The 20103-nt window shown below is 64.3% G+C and carries 14 protein-coding genes and 1 tRNA gene; 8 read left to right on the forward strand and 7 right to left on the reverse strand.

Going from position 1 to position 20103, the window contains the following annotated elements; genetic code table 11:
• The first annotated feature begins 160 nt into the window (after positions 1-160).
• From ACO07C_RS15890 to ACO07C_RS15910, 5 genes are all read left to right on the forward strand, one after another.
• On the forward strand, positions 161-967 hold the full coding sequence (locus tag ACO07C_RS15890) for an IclR family transcriptional regulator (protein WP_421915105.1): 807 nt from the start codon (positions 161-163) through the stop codon (positions 965-967).
• Between the two features lie 26 nt (positions 968-993).
• A complete protein-coding gene (locus ACO07C_RS15895; RefSeq protein WP_421915106.1) occupies positions 994-1797 on the forward strand; it encodes an inositol monophosphatase family protein in 804 nt (267 codons plus the stop codon).
• 478 nt (positions 1798-2275) lie between these two features.
• Positions 2276-6394 (forward strand): Pls/PosA family non-ribosomal peptide synthetase, encoded by a 4119-nt coding sequence (locus ACO07C_RS15900; protein ID WP_421915107.1) that lies wholly within the window; start codon positions 2276-2278, stop codon positions 6392-6394.
• Positions 6391-6840: a GNAT family N-acetyltransferase gene (locus tag ACO07C_RS15905; protein ID WP_421915108.1), complete on the forward strand. Its 450-nt coding sequence runs from the start codon at positions 6391-6393 to the stop codon at positions 6838-6840. Before ACO07C_RS15900 ends, ACO07C_RS15905 begins: the two co-directional genes overlap by 4 nt.
• Before the next feature lie 32 nt (positions 6841-6872).
• Positions 6873-7496: a 4'-phosphopantetheinyl transferase family protein gene (locus tag ACO07C_RS15910; protein WP_421915109.1), complete on the forward strand. Its 624-nt coding sequence runs from the start codon at positions 6873-6875 to the stop codon at positions 7494-7496.
• 37 nt (positions 7497-7533) lie between these two features.
• Here the strand turns inward: ACO07C_RS15910 and ACO07C_RS15915 are convergent, their stop codons facing one another.
• The 5 genes from ACO07C_RS15915 to ACO07C_RS15935 form a co-directional block, all read right to left on the reverse strand.
• Complete coding sequence (locus ACO07C_RS15915) at positions 7534-9027, reverse strand: efflux transporter outer membrane subunit (protein WP_421915110.1); 1494 nt, start codon at positions 9025-9027, stop codon at positions 7534-7536.
• 13 nt (positions 9028-9040) lie between these two features.
• On the reverse strand, positions 9041-12217 hold the full coding sequence (locus tag ACO07C_RS15920; RefSeq protein ID WP_421915111.1) for an efflux RND transporter permease subunit: 3177 nt from the start codon (positions 12215-12217) through the stop codon (positions 9041-9043).
• A 4-nt stretch (positions 12218-12221) separates the two neighbouring features.
• Positions 12222-13493 (reverse strand): efflux RND transporter periplasmic adaptor subunit, encoded by a 1272-nt coding sequence (locus ACO07C_RS15925; RefSeq protein WP_421915112.1) that lies wholly within the window; start codon positions 13491-13493, stop codon positions 12222-12224.
• A gap of 299 nt (positions 13494-13792) precedes the next feature.
• Positions 13793-13993, reverse strand: coding sequence for a hypothetical protein (locus ACO07C_RS15930; RefSeq protein ID WP_421915113.1), 201 nt, complete (start codon positions 13991-13993; stop codon positions 13793-13795).
• Between the two features lie 122 nt (positions 13994-14115).
• Complete coding sequence (locus ACO07C_RS15935) at positions 14116-14841, reverse strand: hypothetical protein (RefSeq protein ID WP_421915114.1); 726 nt, start codon at positions 14839-14841, stop codon at positions 14116-14118.
• A 214-nt stretch (positions 14842-15055) separates the two neighbouring features.
• Here ACO07C_RS15935 and ACO07C_RS15940 point away from each other — a divergent pair, with 214 nt between their 5' ends.
• The 3 genes from ACO07C_RS15940 (at position 15056) to ACO07C_RS15950 (ending at position 18042) form a co-directional block, all read left to right on the forward strand.
• Positions 15056-15784, forward strand: a complete 729-nt coding sequence (locus ACO07C_RS15940; protein ID WP_421915115.1) for a response regulator — start codon at positions 15056-15058, stop codon at positions 15782-15784.
• On the forward strand, positions 15781-17028 hold the full coding sequence (locus tag ACO07C_RS15945) for an ATP-binding protein (protein ID WP_421915116.1): 1248 nt from the start codon (positions 15781-15783) through the stop codon (positions 17026-17028). The genes ACO07C_RS15940 and ACO07C_RS15945 overlap by 4 nt, the downstream gene beginning before the upstream one ends.
• Positions 17029-17250: 222 nt before the next feature.
• Complete coding sequence (locus tag ACO07C_RS15950) at positions 17251-18042, forward strand: hypothetical protein (RefSeq protein ID WP_421915117.1); 792 nt, start codon at positions 17251-17253, stop codon at positions 18040-18042.
• Between the two features lie 137 nt (positions 18043-18179).
• Here ACO07C_RS15950 and ACO07C_RS15955 read toward each other — a convergent pair.
• Positions 18180-18256, reverse strand: a tRNA-Arg gene (locus ACO07C_RS15955).
• A 193-nt stretch (positions 18257-18449) separates the two neighbouring features.
• Positions 18450-19937 (reverse strand): ATP-binding protein, encoded by a 1488-nt coding sequence (locus ACO07C_RS15960; protein WP_421915118.1) that lies wholly within the window; start codon positions 19935-19937, stop codon positions 18450-18452.
• Positions 19938-20103: the final 166 nt, after the last annotated feature.

Genomic DNA, 20103 nt, shown 5'->3' on the forward strand with positions numbered 1-20103 from the left:
GCCAGGATTGTCAATTGCATGATCTGTTCCGTGGTTTTCAGGTCCGGCAGGGCGCCGGTCAAAAATGATGGATTGCGCTATTGTTTAGTAATACTAAATACTGTTTACTATTAATGCATGAGACGCATGTCTGTTTGATGACGCCCGACAGGATTGTTCGATGAGTGGAGACCGATACCGGGTGCAAAGTGTCGGCCGCGCGCTCGACATCATCGAGAAGATCGCAAGCTCCGGAAAAGACGGCGCCCGCTTGACCGACCTGGCCCTGGCGGCCGGAATCACCAAGGCGGCCGCCTACGCGATCCTGCTCAGCCTGAAGGCGGCGGGCGTTGTCTCCGACACCGGCGAAGGCATGGGCAAGCGCTACCGACTCGGTCTTGCACTGGTTCGGCTTGGCGATCTTGCCGCAGCCGGCACAGGTGTCGCCGAAGTCGCGATGCCGGTCCTGCGCCAGTTGACCCAGGCGACCGGCATCACCTCGCGCGTGGCGATATGGGACGAGGACGCGGCCGTCGTCGTCGGCCGGGCCGATGCGCCCGACGCCATTCGCTTCGATGCCGCGCTTGGGCGGCGCGAGCGGCCGCATTGTTCGGCGGTCGGCAAGATCTTTCTCGCGGCAATGCCTCGCCAGCAGGCGATCGACATCCTTGAGCGCACAGGCTATCCGGCCCGAACGCCCAAGACGCTCAGCACGATACCAGCGCTGACATCAGCCCTCGATATGGTGGTCTCCCGCCACTATGCGCTCGATGACGAGGAAGACCATGCGGGCGTCGTCTGCGTCGCCGCGGCGATCTTCGGCCATGACGGCGCGGCCATCGGCGCGATCAGCGTCACCACGCTCAAGCAATTGCTGCCGGACCACGCCTTGCCGCCGCTGACCCGCGTGCTGATAGAGCACGCGGACCGAATCTCGGTGGCGCTTGGCGGCTTGCCGGCAGCGGCCACATGGCCGGCCAAGGCCTGATTGAACCAAGCGGAGAACAGCACCTAATGCCCTCGAATAAGATCGACCTTGCGCAGCGTTTCGACTTCGCTGTTGCGTTGGCCAGGCAGGCGGGCGCTGTCGCCATGCACCATTTTCGCAAGGGTGGGGATTTGCGGACGATCGAGAAAGGCCCGCAGGACGTTGTCACCATTGCCGACCATGAGGTCGATGCCCTGATCCGCCATTCGATCGGGGAGCATTACCCCGATGACGGCATCCTCACGGAGGAATCGGGAGGGATAATCGCGCAAGCTACCTGGGTGGTCGACCCTATCGACGGCACCGGAAATTTCGCGCGCGGCATTGCAAGCTTCGCGATTTCGATCGCCTTCAGCGTTGGCGGCACCACCGAGATCGGCATCGTGTACGATCCGGTGGCGGATGAGATGTTCACGGCACGGCGCGGCCACGGCGCCTTCTGCAATGGCATGCCGATGCATGTCAGCGCGACTCAGGACATCCGGCGCGCGGCCGTGGAAGCCGGCTATTCGCGCAAGGCACCGCTGGCGGATTATCTGGCCCTGCTCGATCGGCTCCTGGATGCTGGCTGCGAATTCATGCAGTTCGGATCGGCCGCGCGAGGTCTCGCGCAGGTCGCCTCGGGGCGTGTCGACGCCTATGTCGAAGCCCATCTGTTCGCCTGGGATGTGCTGGCGGGGTTGCTGCTGGTGGAAGAGGCCGGCGGCGGCACGACCGGTTTTCCGCTTGTCGGCGACGGACAACACGCCCTGGCCGTTTTCGCCTGCACGCCGGGCATCGCGACGCCGCTTCGCATGATCGTCGATGGTCAGGAAAACATACTGCCCTAGGCAGGCGGAAAATGCCGGCGATGCGGATGTGGGGCCGACACGACGCCTGAAACATTGACCGGCGCAAGGCAGCGGTTCACCTTTCGCCCGGCTCGCTCCTTCCCACGCCCGGCCAACCCAGCCCGGCCCATTCCGCGTCTTGAGAGCCTTCGCGCCACCCGCCAGCGGCGAGGACGCGCCAGAAATGTCTCAGTTGGTCAAGAATCGGCCATAGAATACTGTTTTCGGACAGGCCATCGCGTTCCCGATCATCGTTTTATGTGATATCGGCCCCCTAAGATGGGCGAGAGTCGGGGGTGTACCGACAGTTGCCGCTTAGAATTGCGAACTCTTCTTCCAGGCGGGGCGCCATGAAGGAGAGATCAAATGCAGCTGGGCAAAGTCAGCCGATAGACAATGCTTGCTGGGACAAGCGGCACAACGCTCCGCGTGAAACATATGCCGGACGATATTCGGCTTATGACTGGAAAGTATGAAAATGGACCATAATGTTGATGGGGTCGAACTCGGCCGGGGCACGGCGTCAATTTCAGGCGGCCAGCCCGATGCAAAAACCGGCTCGGATGCCACGGCAGGGATCATCGCTGCTCCCGGCATGTCCGCACACCCCCAGATTCTGACCGGCGCCGACTTTGCCGGCGAAGGAAAGCCCGATGAGCGGCTCGACAAGGTCTTCGAGCAACTGGCCACGACCTTTGCTTCATTGCCGGCGGTGATCTCCGACGGGCGTGTCTGGACCTATCAGGAGATGAACAGGCGTGCAAACCAGTTCGCCCGCCTGCTGATCAAGCGCGGCGTGCGGCCGGGCCACCGTGTCGGGCTCATTCTCGACCGGTCGGCCGAAACCTATATCGCGGTGCTTGCGGTGATGAAGGCGGGCGCGGCTTTCGTTCCGCTCGCCACCGCCTTCCCGCAAGAGCGCATGACGCTGATCATTGAAGACGCCAGCGTGGGATTGATCATCACCATCGCAGCTTATGCGTCGCGAGCCGATCAACTGCCCGTACCCCATGTGCTGATCGACAGCGCCGCTTCCGAGATCAGCGCGCAGTCCGACGCGCCGCTGAAGCCACACAAGCTGCCCGGCGACGACACCTGCTACATCCTCTACACGTCGGGGACGACCGGCCGGCCCAAGGGCGTCGTCATCAAGCACCAGAGCTTCGTCAATTTCGTGCGGGTTGCCGCCGCCTCCTATGGCTACCGGCCGGGCGATCGCGTCTATCAGGGCATGACCATCGCCTTCGACTTTTCGGCCGAGGAGATCTGGGTGCCCTTCGTCGCCGGCGCGACCGTCGTGCCGGCGCCTGGCCAGCTGCCTCTGGTGGGCGAAGAACTCGCCGATTTCCTGCGTCACCATGACATCACCTGCATGGCCTGCAGCCCGACGCTTCTGTCGTCGATGACGAGCGACGTGCCCAGCCTGCGCACCTTGCTGGTGGGCGGCGAAGCCTGCCCGCACAATCTGGTCGTGCGCTGGTCGAAGCCTGGCCGGCAGATCCTCAACACCTATGGCCCGACCGAGGCCACTGTCACGGCGACGATGGGCGTACTGACGCCCGACAGCGCCGTCACGATCGGCGCTCCGTTGCCGACCTACTCGATCGTCATTCTCGACACCTCGGTGTCGGAACTGGCCGCGCCAGGTGAACTGGGCGAGATCGGCATTGCCGGCATCGGGCTTGCCGTGGGCTATCTCAACCGGCCGGACCTGACCGAACAGAAGTTCATTGTCGATTTCCTCGACCTCCCGAACAATCCCTCGAAGCGCATCTACCGGACGGGCGACCTTGGCCGCATCAACGACAATGGCGAGATCGAATATAACGGGCGCATCGACACGCAGGTGAAGATCCGCGGCTACCGCATCGAACTCGGCGAGATCGAGGCGGTGCTGCTTGACCAGCCCGACATCGCGCAGGCCGCCGTCACCACCTGGGAGATCGAGCCCGGCCGCGTCGAACTGGTCGCCTACTATGCACCCAAGGCGGGTGTGCCGGCGATCTCGCGCTCCGACATCGCCCAGACGATGAAGCGGCGCCTGCCGGACTACATGGTGCCCTCCTATCTGGAGGAACTGCCGGCAATCCCGATGACGGTATCCAACAAGGTGGACCTTCGCCAATTGCCGAAGCCGACAAGCCTGCGGCTTTCGGGCGACCGCACGATGGTGCCGCCCGGCAATGACGACGAACGCTTCCTGGCCGAGGCGCTGGCCGACGTGCTGAAGTTCGACGAAGTGTCCGTCGAGGACAATTTCTTCGACGATCTTGGCGCCAATTCGCTGCTCATGGCCCATTTCTGCGCGCGCGTGCGCACCAGGAAGGAATGGGCGACGACGTCGATGCGCGACATCTACCTCTATCCGACGGTGGCGCGCCTGGCGAAGCATCTATGCGTGCCGGAAGAGATGACGACGGCCACCAATGAACCGGTCCTGACCCACCAGACATCGAACCTCGTCTACTGGACCTGCGGAATGGCGCAGCTGGCGTTCTACGGGCTCTACAGCTACCTTGGATTGTGGTCGCTGAACTACGGCCTCAACTGGGTCTATGACGCGCTCGACGAGCCGCTGAAACTCTACCTGCGCTGCGTGCTGCTCTCGGCTGGCGTGTTCTTCGGCATGACGGGCTTTGCCGTCCTTGCCAAATGGGTGCTCGTGGGCCGCTGGAAGGCGGAAACCTTTCCCATCTGGGGCCTGCGCTACTATCGCTTCTGGGTGGTCAAGACACTGATCCGCACGGCGCCCGTCGTCCTGTTTCGCGGCAGCCCGCTCTACAGCATCTACCTGCAGCTTCTGGGCACCAGGCTCGGGCGCAACGCCGTCATCGAATCCCGCTCCGTGCCGGTCTGCACGGATTTGATTTCGATTGGCGACAACACGATCCTGCGCAAGGAATCAATGATCCTCGGCTACCGCGCCCAGTCCGGCTATATCCATACCGGGCCGATCGCCATCGGCCGCGGCGCCTTCGTGGGCGTGGGCTGCACGATCGATATCGACACCAGGATCGGCGACAACGCGCAGCTCGGCCATTCATCCTCGCTGCAGCGCGGGCAAAGCATTCCGGACGGCGAGCATTGGCATGGATCGCCGCCGGTGCCGACCACGGCCGACTACTGCAAGATCCGCAACGTCAATCCGTCCCATGTGCGGCGCGTGCTCTACGAGACAGCGCAACTGGTGGTGTTGTTTACCCTCGTCACTCCGCTGCCGCTGCTGTTCCACAGCTATTGGCAGAATGTCAGCGACGATTACCAAGAAACGATCGGCATCGTCGCGATCGGCACCGTGGTCACGCTCTTCGGCTATATCGCGCTCGCCTTCCTCGCGGCGACGCTGGTACCGAGGCTGGTGAGCCTGCTTCTGAAGCCGGGCCGGACCTATACGCTCTACGGCTTCCGCTACTGGCTGCAGACCGTCGCGGAATTCTCCAGCAATTCGCGCGTCCTCAACCTCCTGTTCGGCGACAGCTCGGCGATCGTGCATTACATGCGCGCGATCGGCTGGAACCTGAACGAGGTGGTGCAGACCGGCTCCAATTTCGGCAGCAACCAGCAGCATGAAAATCCGCTGCTGTGCGACATCGGCAGCCAGACCATGGTGTCGGACGGTCTTTTCATGATCAACATGCACAAGTCCGCGACCGCGTTCCGGCTGGAGCGGACCCGGATCGGCGAGCGCAACTATCTCGGCAACAACATCTACTATCCCCCGGACGGCCGCACCGGCGACAACTGCCTGCTCGGCACCAAGGTGATGGTGCCGATCGACGGGCCGGTGCGCGAGAATGTCGGCCTGCTGGGGTCGCCCTCCTTTGAAATCCCGCGCATGGTCAACCGCGACAAGGAGCTGATCGCAGGCATAAGCGAGGAGGAGCGGCGTCGGCGCATCGTCCGCAAGAACCTCTACAACGCCGTGACGGTGCTTCTCTTCGTGGCGGTTCAGTGGATCACGCTGTTCGCCACGCTGGTGATCTGGGATCGTGCGCTCAACTATTATACCGACTGGGCGGAGGTGGCGCTGTTCGTCGCCGTGTTGCTGACCTCGGCTATCAGCATTCCCTTCTACATCCTGATCGAACGGGCCAGCCTTGGTTTTGGCAAGCTGAAACCGCAGATGACGACGATCTATGACGTCAAATTCTGGCGCCACGAACGTCACTGGAAGCTTTCGGATTCGCCGATCACACGGCTGTTCGGCGGCACGCCGTTCCGCCCGATCATCATGCGCCTGCTGGGCGTCAAGGTGGGCAAGAGGGTCTATGACGGCGGCAGCAACCTGACGGAACGGTCCCTGGTCGAGATCGGCGATGACGTCACGCTCAACGAAGGATGCGTCATCCAGGCCCATTCGCTCGAAGAGGGCGCGTTCAAGTCCGACTTCATCCGCATCGGCGATCGCTGCACGCTCGGACCATCCGCCTTCATCCACTATGGTGTCGTGATGGGCGAAGGCTCGGTGGCCGATACCGATTCATTCGTCATGAAGGGCGAGGAGCTGGAGCCCTATTCCATATGGCGCGGCAACCCGGCCAAGCTGCACCGGTTCGTCACGCCGGTCACGAATGGCGGTTCCGGAACCCCGGCTTGAAACCGGCTGAAGTCAGTCTCGTTTCCGTGACCAAGGCCAACAGTGCCCTGGTCACGGCTCTGGAGCTTGCTCCGGAGCAGAAGAATTTCGTCGCCAGCAACGCCGACTCGCTGCAAGAGGCCAAGGCCGACAAGGACGCGCGACCACGCGTCGTGATGGCTGACGGCCAGGTCGTCGGATTCCTGATGTATGACGCGTCGGAGGACGAGGCGCGGATCTACCGCTTCATGATCGACCGCGCGCACCAGGGCAAAGGTTATGGCAAGGCAGCGTTGCGCGCGTCGCTCGACGAGATCAGGGACCTCGGCCATGTCACTGGGATATCGATCTGCTATGAGCCCGAGAATGAGGCTGCACGACATCTCTATCGCTCCGCCGGCTTCGTGGAGCAGGGGCTCGACGAAGATGGCGAAATGATCGCCATGCTGCCGGTGGCCGGCCGTTGACCTTGCTGCCCGCCTCCGCTGCAGGTTCGCCCGTGGAAACGGCCCTGCTGCGGGCGATGACCGCGATCGCGCCAAGCGGCGTGCGGGTCGGATGCCGGCTGATCCGCGAAGGGGATGAAGCCCATCTGCTGCCGGAGGAGGCGCGTTCCATGCCGGCGCGGCAACCGGCCATGCGCCGCGCCAGCGGCGCCGCAAGATGGATCGCCCACGGACTGCTGGCGGATCTTGGCTTGCACGATGTCGCGATCGCGCGCTTGCCATCCGGCGCACCGGCCTGGCCAGACGGGATGACGGGTTCGCTCGCGCATGACGATGAAATGGCGGTGGCGGCGCTCGCGTCTGTTTCCGATACCAGTTCCCTCGGCATCGACGTCGAGCCCGCGCAGCCCCTCCCGGATGACATTCTTGCGCTCGTCGCTACCCATGCCGATGTGACTGGCGCGGCAGACCGGCATCTTGCCGGCCGCATCCTGTTTTCAGCCAAGGAAGCGGTCTACAAGGCTGTCTATCCGCTCGATCGCCAGATCCTGGGCTATGAGAATATCGGCGTCGACCTGAACGCGGGGTTCGCCACGACGACGACGGGACGCAGGACGAAGCTTGCCTACTGCGTTGCCCCGCGCGTGGTCGTCATGGCATTTGTCCAGGCGGGTTAGGCCGGAGGGAAAGGGCCGCCTTGCCAGTGCCAGCCGTTCACGGCGCCGGCACGTTGGAGGCCAGTCGCGGACCGGTCTTGACGTCGACGATCTCTGGCTTCGCGCTATCGACGGTGCCGTCCCAGCCGCCGCCCAGCGCCTTGTTGAGTGCGATGTATTGCGTTGCGACCAGGACGCGGCTTTGCAGCAAGTTGTCCTCGGCCGTGTAGAGCGACCGCTGGGCGTCGAGCACATCAAGAAGGCTTGCCTCGCCGGCCTTGAACAGCGTGGTTTCAAGGCGAGCCGCCTCGCCATAGGATTTCGCGGAGGAGGCAAGCTTGCCGACCCTGATGCGCTCCTGCGACAGCGAAACGAGAGCGTTCTCAACATCCTCGAGCGCCGTCAGCACCGAAGACCGGTATGCGATGAAGTATTGATCGCGTTGCGCCTTGGCGACATCGACGGCCGCCTGCAACTGACCTGCATTGAACACCGGCACGCTGAGCGTCGGCCCGAAGGACCAGCCGATCGATGAGTTCTTGCCGAGGTCGCCAAGATTCAGCGCCGCCGTGCTGATGTTTCCCGTCAGGCTGACCGAGGGATAGCGGGCCGCATCGGCCTGGCCGACCTTGGCCGTATATTGCGCGTACTGGCGCTCCGCCAGGCGCACGTCGGGACGCGAAAGCAGGATGTCGGCGGGAATTCCCGTCGGCATCGGCAGACGTGGCGCCGGGATCGGCGCGCCACGCTTCAGCCGCTCGCTGAGTGCGGCCGGCGGCCGGCCGGTCAGCACCGACAACCTATGCACGGCCTCGGCATAGCTTGCTTCCAGCGTCGGAACCGTGGCTTCGGTGCTGCTGGCCTGCCCCATCGCCTTGGCGACATCGGCGGCGGTTGCCGTGCCCGCCAACGCCATCTGCCGGGTCAGTTCGGCGGTCTGCCGCTGCGACGCGGCCGAGCGCCGGGCGAGCGCGATGCGCGCCTGGTAGCCGCGCGCCTGGGTATAGTAGGATGCCACGTCGCCAACCATCGTCAGCAAGGTCGAGCGCAGTTCCTCCTCGGAGGCATCCAGTCCATAGCGGGCGGCTTCGACGCCCCTGCGGTTGGCGCCGAACAGATCGAGCTCCCAGCTGGCGTCGAAGCCGGCCTGGTATTCGCTGTAGATGGCATTGCTGCCGGACGTCGTCGTGGCCGATTTGTTGCGGGTAACCGATCCCGAGCCGTCCACCGAGGGCAGCAATGTGCCGACGCTCTGGCGATAGCTGGCGCGCGCCTCGCGGATCTTGGCCTTGGCGGTGGCGACGTCAAGATTGCCGGCAACGGCTTCCTCTACGAGCGTGTTCAGCTCGGGATCGCGCAGCCGCTGCCACCACTGCGCCAGTTGCGCCGGGCGTACGGTTTTCGTCGGCTTCTGGCCGCTCCAGTTTGCCGGCATCGGCAGGATCGGCGTCCGGTAATCCGGACCGACGACGCATCCCGCGAGAAGAACAGCGGTGAGCATGGGCGCAAGGAGCCGCCTCGCGGCCACCGAGCCACGTTCTAGACCTGTCATGTGAAAACCCTTGTTACTGGTTGGCTGGTGCCGCCGTCTCGCCCGTGTCCTGGCCGGTCCCTGGCCCGGTCTCGGGCCCTGTATCCAGCTTGACCGCCCTGCCCTTGAAGATGCGGCGCACCGTGACGAACAGCAGCGGCACCAGGAACACGCCGATCACCGTCGCCGCGATCATGCCGCCCATGACGCCGATGCCGACGGAGTTCTGCGCACCGGAGCCGGCGCCGCTGGCGATCGCCAGAGGTGTCACGCCGAGGATGAAGGCCAGGGACGTCATGAGGATCGGCCGCAATCGCTGCCGCGCCGCTTCCAGCGTCGCTTCGACGAGCCCCATCCCGGCCGCCTGCCGCTCGATGGCGAACTCGACGATGAGGATGGCGTTCTTGGCCGCCAGACCGATCGTGGTCAGCAGGCCGACCTTGAAATAGACGTCGTTGGTCTGGCCGAACAGTGTTGCCGCCGCCAGCGCGCCGAAGATGCCGATCGGCACCGACAGCATGACCGCGAACGGGATCGACCAGCTCTCATAGAGCGCGGCCAGGCACAGGAACACGACAAGGGCCGAAATCGCGTACAGCGACGTTGCCTGATTGCCGGACAGCCGCTCCTGGTGCGATAGCCCCGTCCATTCGTGGGAATATCCGGCCGGCAGTTGCGCGACGAGCTTGTCGATCTCGTCCATAGCGGCACCGGAGCTCACGCCGGCCGCCGCCGCGCCCTGGATTTCGACCGCCGCCGACCCATTGTAGCGTTCAAGCCTGGGCGAGCCGAATGTCCAGTGGCTGGAGGCGAAGGCCGAGAACGGCACCATGGTGCCGCTGGCGTTGCGGACCTGCCATTTGTCGAGGTCTTCCGGTTGCATGCGGAAGTCGGCATCCGATTGCAGGTAGACGGGCTTGACCCGACCGCGATCGATGAAGTCGTTGACGTAGTTGCTGCCCCATGCGGTCGAGAGCGTGTTGTTGATGTCGGAGAGGCTGACGCCCAGCGCGCTGGCTTTTTCCTGGTCGATGTCGACCGAGAATTGCGGCTGGTCCTCCTGGCCGTTGGGTCGGGTGTTGGCAAGCAGCTTGCTCTGCGCGGCAAGACCCAGAAGCTGGTTTCTTGTCTGAATCAATGCGTCATGGCCGGCGCCGTTGACGTCTTGCAGGTAGAAATCGAAGCCGTTGGTGTTGCCGAAGCCCTGGATGGCGGGAGGAGCAAGCGCGAAGACCTGCGCATCCCTGATCTTGGAGAAGGCGCCCATCGCGCGGCCGGCGATCGCTCGTGCGGCGGAAGCCGGCGATGTGCGCAGGCTGAAATCCTTCAGCCGCACGAAACCGATGCCGACATTCTGCCCGGCGCCGCCGAAGCCGAAGCCGGAGGCGGTGAACACACCATCGACCGCGTCCTTTTCTTCGTTCAGATAGTGATCCGTGACCTCGGCCAGCACGCGCTCGGTACGGTCCTGCGTCGCACCGACCGGCAGCTGCACGCTGGTGATCAGAATGCCCTGATCTTCTTCGGGCAGGAACGAGCTTGGCAGCCGGGCAAACATCCAGCCCATGGCGACGACGATGGCGAGGAAGACGACGAGGAAGCGCCAGGACCGGTTGATGATGCCGTGCGAGCCGTCGCGATAGGCAGTGGTTCCGCGATCGAAGACCCGGTTGAACCAGCCGAACGGACCGGTCTGGGTCGCATGATCCTTGGGCCGCCGCAGGATCGTGGCGCAGAGTGCCGGCGTCAGCACCAGCGCGACCAGCACGGACAGCACCATCGCCGAGACGATGGTCACGGAGAACTGCCGGTAGATGATGCCCGTGGAGCCGCCGAAGAACGCCATCGGCACGAAGACGGCCGACAGCACGGTGGCGATACCGATCAGCGCGCCGGTGATCTCATTCATCGATTTCCGCGTCGCCTCCTTCGGCGACAGATCTTCCTCCTGCATCACGCGTTCGACGTTCTCGACCACGACGATGGCGTCATCGACGAGCAGGCCGATGGCGAGCACCATGGCGAACATGGTCAGCGTGTTGACCGAATAGCCGAACAGGGACAGCACGCCGAAGGTGCCGAGCAGCACCACCGGCACCGCGATGGTCGGGATGATCGTCGCCCGCAGGTTCTGCAGGAAAATGAACATCACCAGGAACACCAGCACGATCGCCTCGGCCAGTGTCTTGACGACCTCCTCGATCGACAGGCGCACGAAGGGCGAGGTGTCGTAGGGATAGACGACCTCGACACCTTGCGGGAAGGTCGAGCTCAGGCGGTTGATGGTCGAGCGCACCGCCTCGGCGGTGCTGATGGCGTTGGCGCCCGTCGCCAGGTTGATGGCGACGCCCGCCGCCGGCTTGCCGTTGTAGTGGGCCTGCGTCGTATAACTTTCGGCGCCGAGCTCTACGGTGGCGACGTCGTTGAGGCGAACGAGCGAGCCATCCGTGGTGCTTTTCAGGATGATGTTGCGGAACTGCTCGGCGGTCTGCAACCGGCTCTTGGCCGTCACCGTTGCGTTGAGCTGCTGGCCCTTGCGTGCCGGGAGGCCGCCAAGCTGGCCGGCCGAGACCTGCGTGTTCTGCGCCTGGATCGCGGTGGCGACGTCGCTCGGCATGAGCGCGTATTTGGCGAGCTTGTCGGGGTCGAGCCAGATGCGCATGGCATAGCCCGAACCGAAAAGCTGCGTCGAGCCGACACCCTCGACCCGCTTCAGCGTGTCGTTGACGGTGGAGTCGATATAGTCGGCGAGATCCGTCGAGTTCATCTTGCCGTCGCTCGAGACGAAGCCGATGACCATCAGGAAGCCGGTCGAGGATTTGGAGACGGTGATGCCGTTGCTCTGCACCACCTGCGGCAGCTGCGACTGCACCAGCTGCAGCTTGTTCTGCGTCTGCACCTGGGCGGTGTCGGGGTCGGCGGCACTGGTGAAGGTCAAGGTGATCGAGGCCGCCCCGGTCGAGGTGGACGTCGCCGTCATGTAGTCGAGATTGTCGATGCCGGTCATGCCTTGCTCGATGACCTTGGTCACAGAATTCTCGACGGTCTGGGCGTCGGCGCCCGGATAGGTGGCGTTGATGCTGACCGTGGTGGGCGCGATCTGCGGGTATTGCGAGATCGGCAGCGTGGTGAGCGCCAGGAGCCCGCCCAGCATGATCACGATGGCGATCACCCAGGCGAAGATCGGCCGGTTGATGAAGAATGCTGACATCGGCTCAGTTCCCGGTCGACTGGCTGTTGCTGGCCATCTTGGGGGGCGAGGATGCGGACGAGGTTCCCTGCGCGCGATCCTTGACCTCGCCCGTCGTCTCGTCGATCGTCACTTCGACGCCCGTCGCATCGCCGCCGGGGCGCACCAGCTGCATGCCCTCGACGATGACGCGGTCGCCGTCGCCGACGCCTGCATCCACCAGCCAGTTGTTGCCGACGGTGTTGCGCACGGTCAGGACACGGGTTTCGACCTTGCCCTGGGCGTTTAGGACCATGGCCGTCGCCTCACCCTTGGTGTTGCGGCTGACGGCGCGTTGCGGCACCAGGAAGCTGTTCTGGGCGACGCCTTCCTCGACCAGCGCACGCACATACATGCCCGGCAGGAGCAGGCGATCCGGGTTGGGAAACTCCGCCCTCAGCGCGAAGGTGCCGGTGGTCTGGTCGACATTGGCGCCGGCGAATTCCAGCTTGCCGGTCTGCGAATAGATGGTGCCGTTCTCGAGCTTCAGCTTGACGCTGACATTGGGACCGCTGAACTTGAGCCGGCCCGCCGTGATGGCCTGGCGCAGATTGAGCAGGTTGGTGCTTGATTGCGTGACATCGACGTTGATCGGGTCGAGCGCGCGGATGGTGGTGAGCAAGGTATCCTGGTTGGCGGTGACGAGGGCCCCGGGCGTCAGCGAGGACTTGTCGATGCGGCCGGCGATCGGCGCCGTGATCTTGGTGTAGTCCAGGTTGATGCGCGCGGTCTCGACACTGGCCTTGGCGGACGCCACATCCGCGTTGGCCTGGGCGAGCGTCGCGGCGGCATCGTCATAATCCTGTTTCGAGACGACGTTCTGCTTCAGCAAACCGGCATAGCGGTCGAACTTGGCCTGCGCGGTGGGTACCGCGGCTTCCGCCTTCTGCTGGGAGGCCACCGCGCTGTCATAGGCCGCCTGGTAGCTCGCGGGGTTGATGAGATAGAGCGGCTGCCCAGCCACCACCTCGCTGCCTTCCTTGAACAGGCGCGCCTGGATGATGCCGTTGACCTGCGGGCGCACATCCGCGGTCAGCGAAGCAGTCGTGCGCCCCGGCAATTCAGCAGTGATCGCCACCGATTGCGGATGCAAGGTCACGACGCCGACCTCGGGCTTGCCGACACCGCCCATCCCGGCGGGAGTCTTGCTCTGCTCCTGCGAGCAGGCGGCCAGCAGAAGGGCGGCCCCCAGAATTGCGACCCATGGCGCATGCCGGAATGGTCTAGCCGACAACGGAGACTGGCTATGGATGGGCATGTGCTGGATCTTTCCCTGGAGTTGCGGTCGCGTGGCTGTCGGCACCGGGCCGCTTCGGGAGTGGAGCCGGGTGCCGGCCAACAGACGCGAGGCTTAACATGGTCGAGGTGATGAGCCCGCCGGTCACGGCGGCGGATGTCGCTACGACAGCCCGCGCCCGTCCGCGGGCGGCACCGAGCAATGCTTCGAAGCGGCTCATGTCGCGCTCCCTCTTCGCGACCGGAGCGTACTCGAGGATCGAGTTCCCGGCGCGATGCCCAGCGACATCAATATCCCGATCCGCGGCGACATGCCAAGCCTTACGCGATCTTGCGGACATGATGTCCGCGGGGCGGCTGCGAAAGCGGCAGCGACAGGCGCCACGCTGCGAAGTCCAGGCGTATCGCGCCCTTCAGCGTGCCGGCCGGCAGCGCCGGCGGCAGGCCGCGTCCGGCCAGCGGCAATCCGGCATGGCCGAGCGTCCACCTTGGGCTGATCGAAGCGATAAGCCGCAGCATCATCATGGCTTCCCACAATGTCGTGCTCCATGCGTGGTTTGAACGGTCGATGGCGGGCCGCCATCGCGAAAAGAGCCGGCCGGCCCGAGAATGGTTGGGATCTACGGGCCGGCCGGCGCAGCCGGTCAGGGCTGCTCGCCTTCCCGGGGTGGGGGAGGCGGGAGCTGGCTGCCATGATCTGGCAAACCTTCGGGACCGGCTGCGTCATCCGGCGGGTTGCCCAACAGACCGGGGGGTGGTCCATGGGGCCGATCCGCCGAAGCAAGGATTTCGAGCTGTTCGGGTGTCAGTTTGGTGCGCAGCACCGCGATCGCGTCCTTCAGCTTGCCGGCCGAAACCGCGCGGGCGGTGACGTCGTCAGCCAGCCTTTCCTGGAAGGCGAAGGGGTCACGCCTGGCTTCCGGGCCTGGCGCATCGGGGGCCTTGTCCTTCGGGCCGCCGGGGCCGCCGGGGCCGCCGGGGCCGCCAGGACCATGATCGGGCCGGGGCGGCGCAAGCACCGCCTGCAGCGCGCTGGTATAATCGCGCCAGGCATCCAGTTGCTCGGTGCGAATGCCGATGCGGGTCTCCATCGCCGACAGCCGGGCAGCGAGCATGAACTCCGGTGGCGGTCCCATGCGGCGGGGCCCAGGGCCTTGAGGTCCGAAACCTTGCGGACCGTGCCGCATCGGCCCATGCGGGCCGGGCCCATTCTGGCCAAACCAGCCCGTCGGACCCTGATCCGGTCCATGCTGTATCGCCATGGCGCATGGCGGCTCGCCCGGCCCCGCGCCGGGATCGGGCTGTGCCGCCAGCACCGGATGGACGGCGGCGACGGAAAACAGGCCGAGCGCAAGAAGTCTGCTTCGCATGATGTTGTTCCTTTCTCCATGCTTCGGACGGCAGGAGAATAGGAAGGGAGTTTTTCCGCTTCGCGTCGGCGTGTTGCCGAAGGTTTCCGCAAAAGGGCAATTTGTTTCCGAATGTTTCCCGTGCCCGGCCGGAAACATTGCGTTGCAAATTTCCATGCCGCTCGGGCGCTGCTCTCCCTATAATCAAGCATAGGCAAGGCGGAACAGCAGGGCGATGCAGTCACAACCCCATATCCTCGTCGTCGACGACGACCGCGAGATCAGGACGCTTCTCGGACGCTATCTCGACGGCCAGGGCTTTCGCGTCTCGGTGGCGGCGGACCGGCGCGAATGCGAGCAGAAGCTTGGCTCCAGCCAGTTCGACCTGATCGTGCTCGACGTCATGCTTCCGGACGGTTCCGGGCTCGACATCTGCCGCGGCCTGCGTGACCGCAAACCGCATATCCCCGTCATCCTGCTGACCGCGCTGAAGGAGGACGTCGACCGCATCATCGGCCTGGAGCTGGGAGCCGACGACTATCTCGGCAAGCCTTTCAATCCGCGCGAGCTCATCGCCCGCATACGCGCGGTACTGCGGCGCTCGGCGCCGGAGGACGCGCCCGCGCCACCACGCGTGCGAATCTATCGCTTCGCCAGCTACAGGCTGGAACCCGACACCCGCAAGGTGATGGATGCGCAAGGCGCGCTTGTCGATCTCACCGGCGCCGAGTTCGATCTGCTGCAGGTGTTCCTCGACCGGCCCGGCAGGCTGTTGTCGCGCGACCAGTTGCTCGACCTGACGCAAGGCCGCGAGCGCGACCCGCTCGAACGCTCGGTCGACGTGCTGATGAGCCGGCTGCGTCGCAAATTCTCGGACGCCGGCGACGGGCCGCTTTTCAAGACCGTGCGCAATGGCGGCTACCAGCTTACGGCGCGCGTCGAAGCCGTGGAGGCGCAGGCGTGAATTCGCTGCGCCGGCGCCTCATCCTGTTGCTGGTCGCCTCGATCGTCGGCGTGGTCGGCCTGGCGACGGTCGCTGTGCTGAGCGTCCGGGGGGGCGGACCGCCGCCGGAATTGACCGTTCCCTGGGTTGCCCAGCAGATGGAGCTCGTGGTGCGGCTCGCGCCCGACCAGATCCCGGACGTTCTGCGGGTACAACTGAGCGACCATCCCGCAAGCGGCAAGGTGGACCGCCCGAAAACGGGAATGCTCAACGACATACTGCGCCGCCGGGGTCTCGACCTTCAGGCTTTTATCACCGACAAGGAGGATGAACCCGGGCAGCTTGCATCGGTGCGCCTGCCCGACAATCGCTGGGCGATCCTGGAAGTTCCCCACATCAATCCGCCAGGGCGTGAGTGGCTGGTTCTCGCCGGCTGGATCTCGCTGATCGTCGCCGGCGCGACTGCCGTCTCGGTCTATTTCACCGCAGTGCTCATCCGGCCTCTCGAAATGCTCGAGGCCGCCGTCTCGAAGATCGGATCGGATGGCGTGCTTGCGGCGGTGCCGGAAGTGGGTTCGGCCGAAGTAAAAGCGACCGCGCATGCGCTGAACCAGCTGTCATCCAGGCTGCGGACCGCCATGGAGAGCCGCATGCGCCTGGTCGCGGCCGCCGGCCATGATTTGCGCACGCCGATGACGCGCATGCGCCTGCGCGCCGAATTCCTCGAGGAGGAGCGCGACAAATGGCTTCATGACCTCGACGAACTCGACCGCATCGCCGACAGCGCGATCCGGCTGGTGCGCGAGGAGGTGGACCAGGACGCGGTCGAGCCTGTGGATCTGGAAAGAGTGGTTCGCGATCTCGAAACCGAGATGACCTCGCTTGGCCATGCCGTGTCGATGCGGCATCTCGATCAGGTCTTCGTGCGGGCGGGCGCTCTTGGCCTGCGCCGGGCCCTGCGCAACCTGATCGTCAACGCCGCCACGCATGGCAAGGGCTGCGAGCTCTCTCTGTGCGCAGCGGACGGGCAGGCCGTGCTCACCATCGCCGACAGCGGGCCCGGTATCCCGGCGGAACTGCTGAACAAGGCGTTCGAGCCGTTTTTCCGCGTCGATCCCGGCCGACGGCAATCCGTTCCGGGCGCGGGCCTCGGCCTTGCCATCGCCAAGGAAATCATCGAGCGGTATGGTGGAACCATCGTGCTGGAAAACCGCCCCGGCGGCGGCCTGTCCCAGAAAGTCGTTTTCGCCGCTGTTTCCGGTTGAATGGACAGCGCGGCCCCCAGCCGCTGCAAGGCACGCCAGAAGGTTCCGGGGCATTCATGCCCGACACACCGAACAAGCCAGCAACAGCCATTGCTCTGGGTCCGCAGGCCTATGGGTCAGGGCAGTGCCAGGCCAGTGCTTGAATAGATCGGCGGGGGGCGATACTTTTCAAAGCCAGGACATCAAGCGGCGCGATCGCCGAGCTACCGGCCAGTCCATGTGATGGAAATACTCTACGGGCTCGGGTTTCTGGTGCTGTTCGCCGTAAGCGCGATCAGTGGCATGATGCTGCGCGCATGGCTGCCCGAAGATCACTTTTCCAAGGATAACATGGAAGCGGTCAGCCTGGGCACGGGCCTGCTCGTCACCTTCACCGCCCTGGTCCTCAGCCTGCAACTATCGTCGGCGAAATCGGCTTTCGATGCCGCCAATCGCGACCGCTCCCTCTATGCCGCCAAACTGGCACGTCTGGACGAGTGTCTTCGAAACATCGGTCCCGAGATGGATCCGACACGACAACGTCTTCGCCAGTATACCGCCGCCGTGATAGCGAGCACGTGGCCATACGAGGCCGCGCCCGTCGTCGAAGGCATGCCGGATGTCCGTCACATGGCCGTCAGTGGTGAAGATGCATCCCTCAAGGCCGTTATGAACGAAATCGGCGCATCGATCGACTCCATGGCGCCGGTTGATACCGCGCATATAAACATGGCGGCCAGGTGCCGAGTGAATTTCACCATGGTTGAAGAGAGCCGCTGGTCGGTCATCGAGGATTCGGAGCGTGCCGCCAGCAATTCCTACAGCGGCATAGTCAGCTTCTGGCTGGTGCTGGTGTTCTTCAGCTTCGGGCTGCAGGTTCCGCGGCGGATGGTGAGCGCGATCGTCCTTGCGATCTCGGTCGTGGCCGTCGCCAGCGTGATGTTCGTCATCATCGATTTGAACGTCCTCTACGGAGGCATATTCGGCATCACCAGTTCGTCGATGCGCGATGCATTGGCGGACATGAGCCGCTAGGCCATCGTTTGTCTCGCTACATGGAAAGCGTGGTCGGCATTTCCTGCGTTCACGACCGCCGGCCGGTCGACGATGACTTGAGTATCGACAGGGGACCGAAGTCAGCCATGAGCTGTCGTTTTCCTGAAGGGGAAGAATGGCGCGCCCGAAGAGATTCGAACTCCTGACCCCCAGATTCGTAGTCTGGTGCTCTATCCAGCTGAGCTACGGGCGCGCATCAGGCCATACTTTACATGGCCTCGCGAACCGGTCCTGACGACCGGCCACGAACATGAAGCGTTCACTAGCGACTGATTTTCGGAAAAGCAAGCCGCTGTGCAAAAGTTTTGCCAACTCTATCAGATGGCGCCGCCGACGAAGCCGGCATCAACATCAAGGCTCAGGGTGACATTGCCCTTAGTGATTGATCAGGCCGGACGGCGCAGCCCGTTGCGGGCTTGATCGAGCCGGACCGGCTGGTCGGGGATGGTGACCGCGAATGTCGTGCGACCGCCAATGCTTTCCACAAGCTCCACGGTTCCGCCATGGGCACGGATCAGTTCATGGGCAATCGCCAGCCCGAGGCCGGTGCCGCCGCTGCGGGCCGAGCCGCGGAACGCCGCGAACAGGTTGTCTCGCGCCTTCGGCGGCAAGCCCGGGCCGGTGTCGGTGACGACGATGCGGCTGACGCTGCCGAGGCGTTCACTGGACACGGCCAGCCGCCGGACCAGCGCGTTTTCGCTGTCCGCCGCCATGGCCTGGACGGAATTGCGGCACAGATTGGTGAGCACGCGGAAGAGCTGGTCGGAATCGGCATCCACTTCGAAGGCCGGCTCGACGCTGTTGATGAACTCGATGCCATCGCCAATGTCGAGCAGGCCGTGCACGTCCTCGACCAACTGGCGCAGCCGCACCCTGCGACGCGAAGGCGCGGGCTCCTGCGTGCGGCCATAGGCCAGCACGCCTTCCGAATAGGAGACGGCGCGGTCGAGCGCGCGCAGAAGCTTCGGCGCGAAGGACTGCACGGTGGGATCCTTCACCTGGCGCAAACGGTCCGACATCAGCTGCGCCGAGGCCAGGATGTTGCGCATGTCGTGATTGATCTTCGACACGGCAAGGCCGAGATCGGCCAGATGCTTCTGCTCGGACAGCATCTTCTGCAGCCGCTCCTGCATCTGCGACAGTTCGCGTTCGGCGACACCGATCTCGTCGGCACGATCGGCCGGATGGATGATGCGTGAGGGGTCGTCGGGAGCCTCGGAGAAGGACAGCATGGAGCGCGTCATCGTCCTGATCGGCCCGATCATGATCAGGTCGATCGCGGCATAGACCAGCATAGCGGTGAAAAGCGATATCAGCAGTGAGACAAAGGCGACGTTGCGCGAATAGACGAGCATGGCGTTGCGCAACCTGTAGTCCGGCATGATCAGCTCGAACTCCTTGTCGCTTTCGCCGACCGGCCCGAACACACGCAGCATCCGGTCGCCGCCAAAGAACAGCGTATCGAGCGCCCCGGTCATTCCCTTGATCATGCCGATGCTGGCGAGATCGATATGCTCGTCCACCTGCGGCGGCATTTCGGCCACCACCAGCAGCCGCGAGACGCCGCCATCGCGCACCGCGATGGCCTTGGCGCCGATCGCCATCAAGACGTCGTTCTGGGCCGCCCGCGACAGGGATGGGGATTCACCCTGCACCAGGACAATCGAGACGGCGGCGGCGGTGCTGAGCCTCTCCTTCAGCCAGTTCAGCCTGTAGCTGGCGATCCACGGCAGGAAGATGAGAACTTCCGCCAGCAGCACGAAGACGATGGTGAGCAGCAGCAGCTTTGTCGACAGTCCGCGCGACAAAGGCACCCGGCGGGCAGCGGTTTTCGCCGGTCCGGTGCTGTCCTGCGCGGGAAGCGTTTCACTCATCCGAATCTATCTTCACGATCACTTGATCAGCCAAGACTAGGCGATTACGGCTTTTTTGCCAATTTCATCCTTCGTCGAAGCACAAACGTAGGGCAGGGCGAATGGTGTCATCGCCCAGTCGACGCCGGCGATCGACCCTGTCACCGCCAGCGATTGACCCTGTCAA

This window comes from Mesorhizobium sp., assembly GCF_965229135.1.
GTDB lineage: Bacteria > Pseudomonadota > Alphaproteobacteria > Rhizobiales > Rhizobiaceae > Mesorhizobium.

Coding starts and splice junctions, on each gene's coding strand:
- ACO07C_RS15900 (WP_421915107.1), top strand. CDS start 2,276: ATGGACCATAATGTTGATGGGGTCGAACTCGGCCGGGGCACGGCGTCA.
- ACO07C_RS15930 (WP_421915113.1), bottom strand. CDS start 13,993: ATGATGCTGCGGCTTATCGCTTCGATCAGCCCAAGGTGGACGCTCGGC.
- ACO07C_RS15935 (WP_421915114.1), bottom strand. CDS start 14,841: ATGCGAAGCAGACTTCTTGCGCTCGGCCTGTTTTCCGTCGCCGCCGTC.
- ACO07C_RS15925 (WP_421915112.1), bottom strand. CDS start 13,493: ATGCCCATCCATAGCCAGTCTCCGTTGTCGGCTAGACCATTCCGGCAT.
- ACO07C_RS15950 (WP_421915117.1), top strand. CDS start 17,251: ATGGAAATACTCTACGGGCTCGGGTTTCTGGTGCTGTTCGCCGTAAGC.
- ACO07C_RS15940 (WP_421915115.1), top strand. CDS start 15,056: ATGCAGTCACAACCCCATATCCTCGTCGTCGACGACGACCGCGAGATC.
- ACO07C_RS15895 (WP_421915106.1), top strand. CDS start 994: ATGCCCTCGAATAAGATCGACCTTGCGCAGCGTTTCGACTTCGCTGTT.
- ACO07C_RS15960 (WP_421915118.1), bottom strand. CDS start 19,937: ATGAGTGAAACGCTTCCCGCGCAGGACAGCACCGGACCGGCGAAAACC.
- ACO07C_RS15920 (WP_421915111.1), bottom strand. CDS start 12,217: ATGTCAGCATTCTTCATCAACCGGCCGATCTTCGCCTGGGTGATCGCC.
- ACO07C_RS15915 (WP_421915110.1), bottom strand. CDS start 9,027: ATGACAGGTCTAGAACGTGGCTCGGTGGCCGCGAGGCGGCTCCTTGCG.
- ACO07C_RS15890 (WP_421915105.1), top strand. CDS start 161: ATGAGTGGAGACCGATACCGGGTGCAAAGTGTCGGCCGCGCGCTCGAC.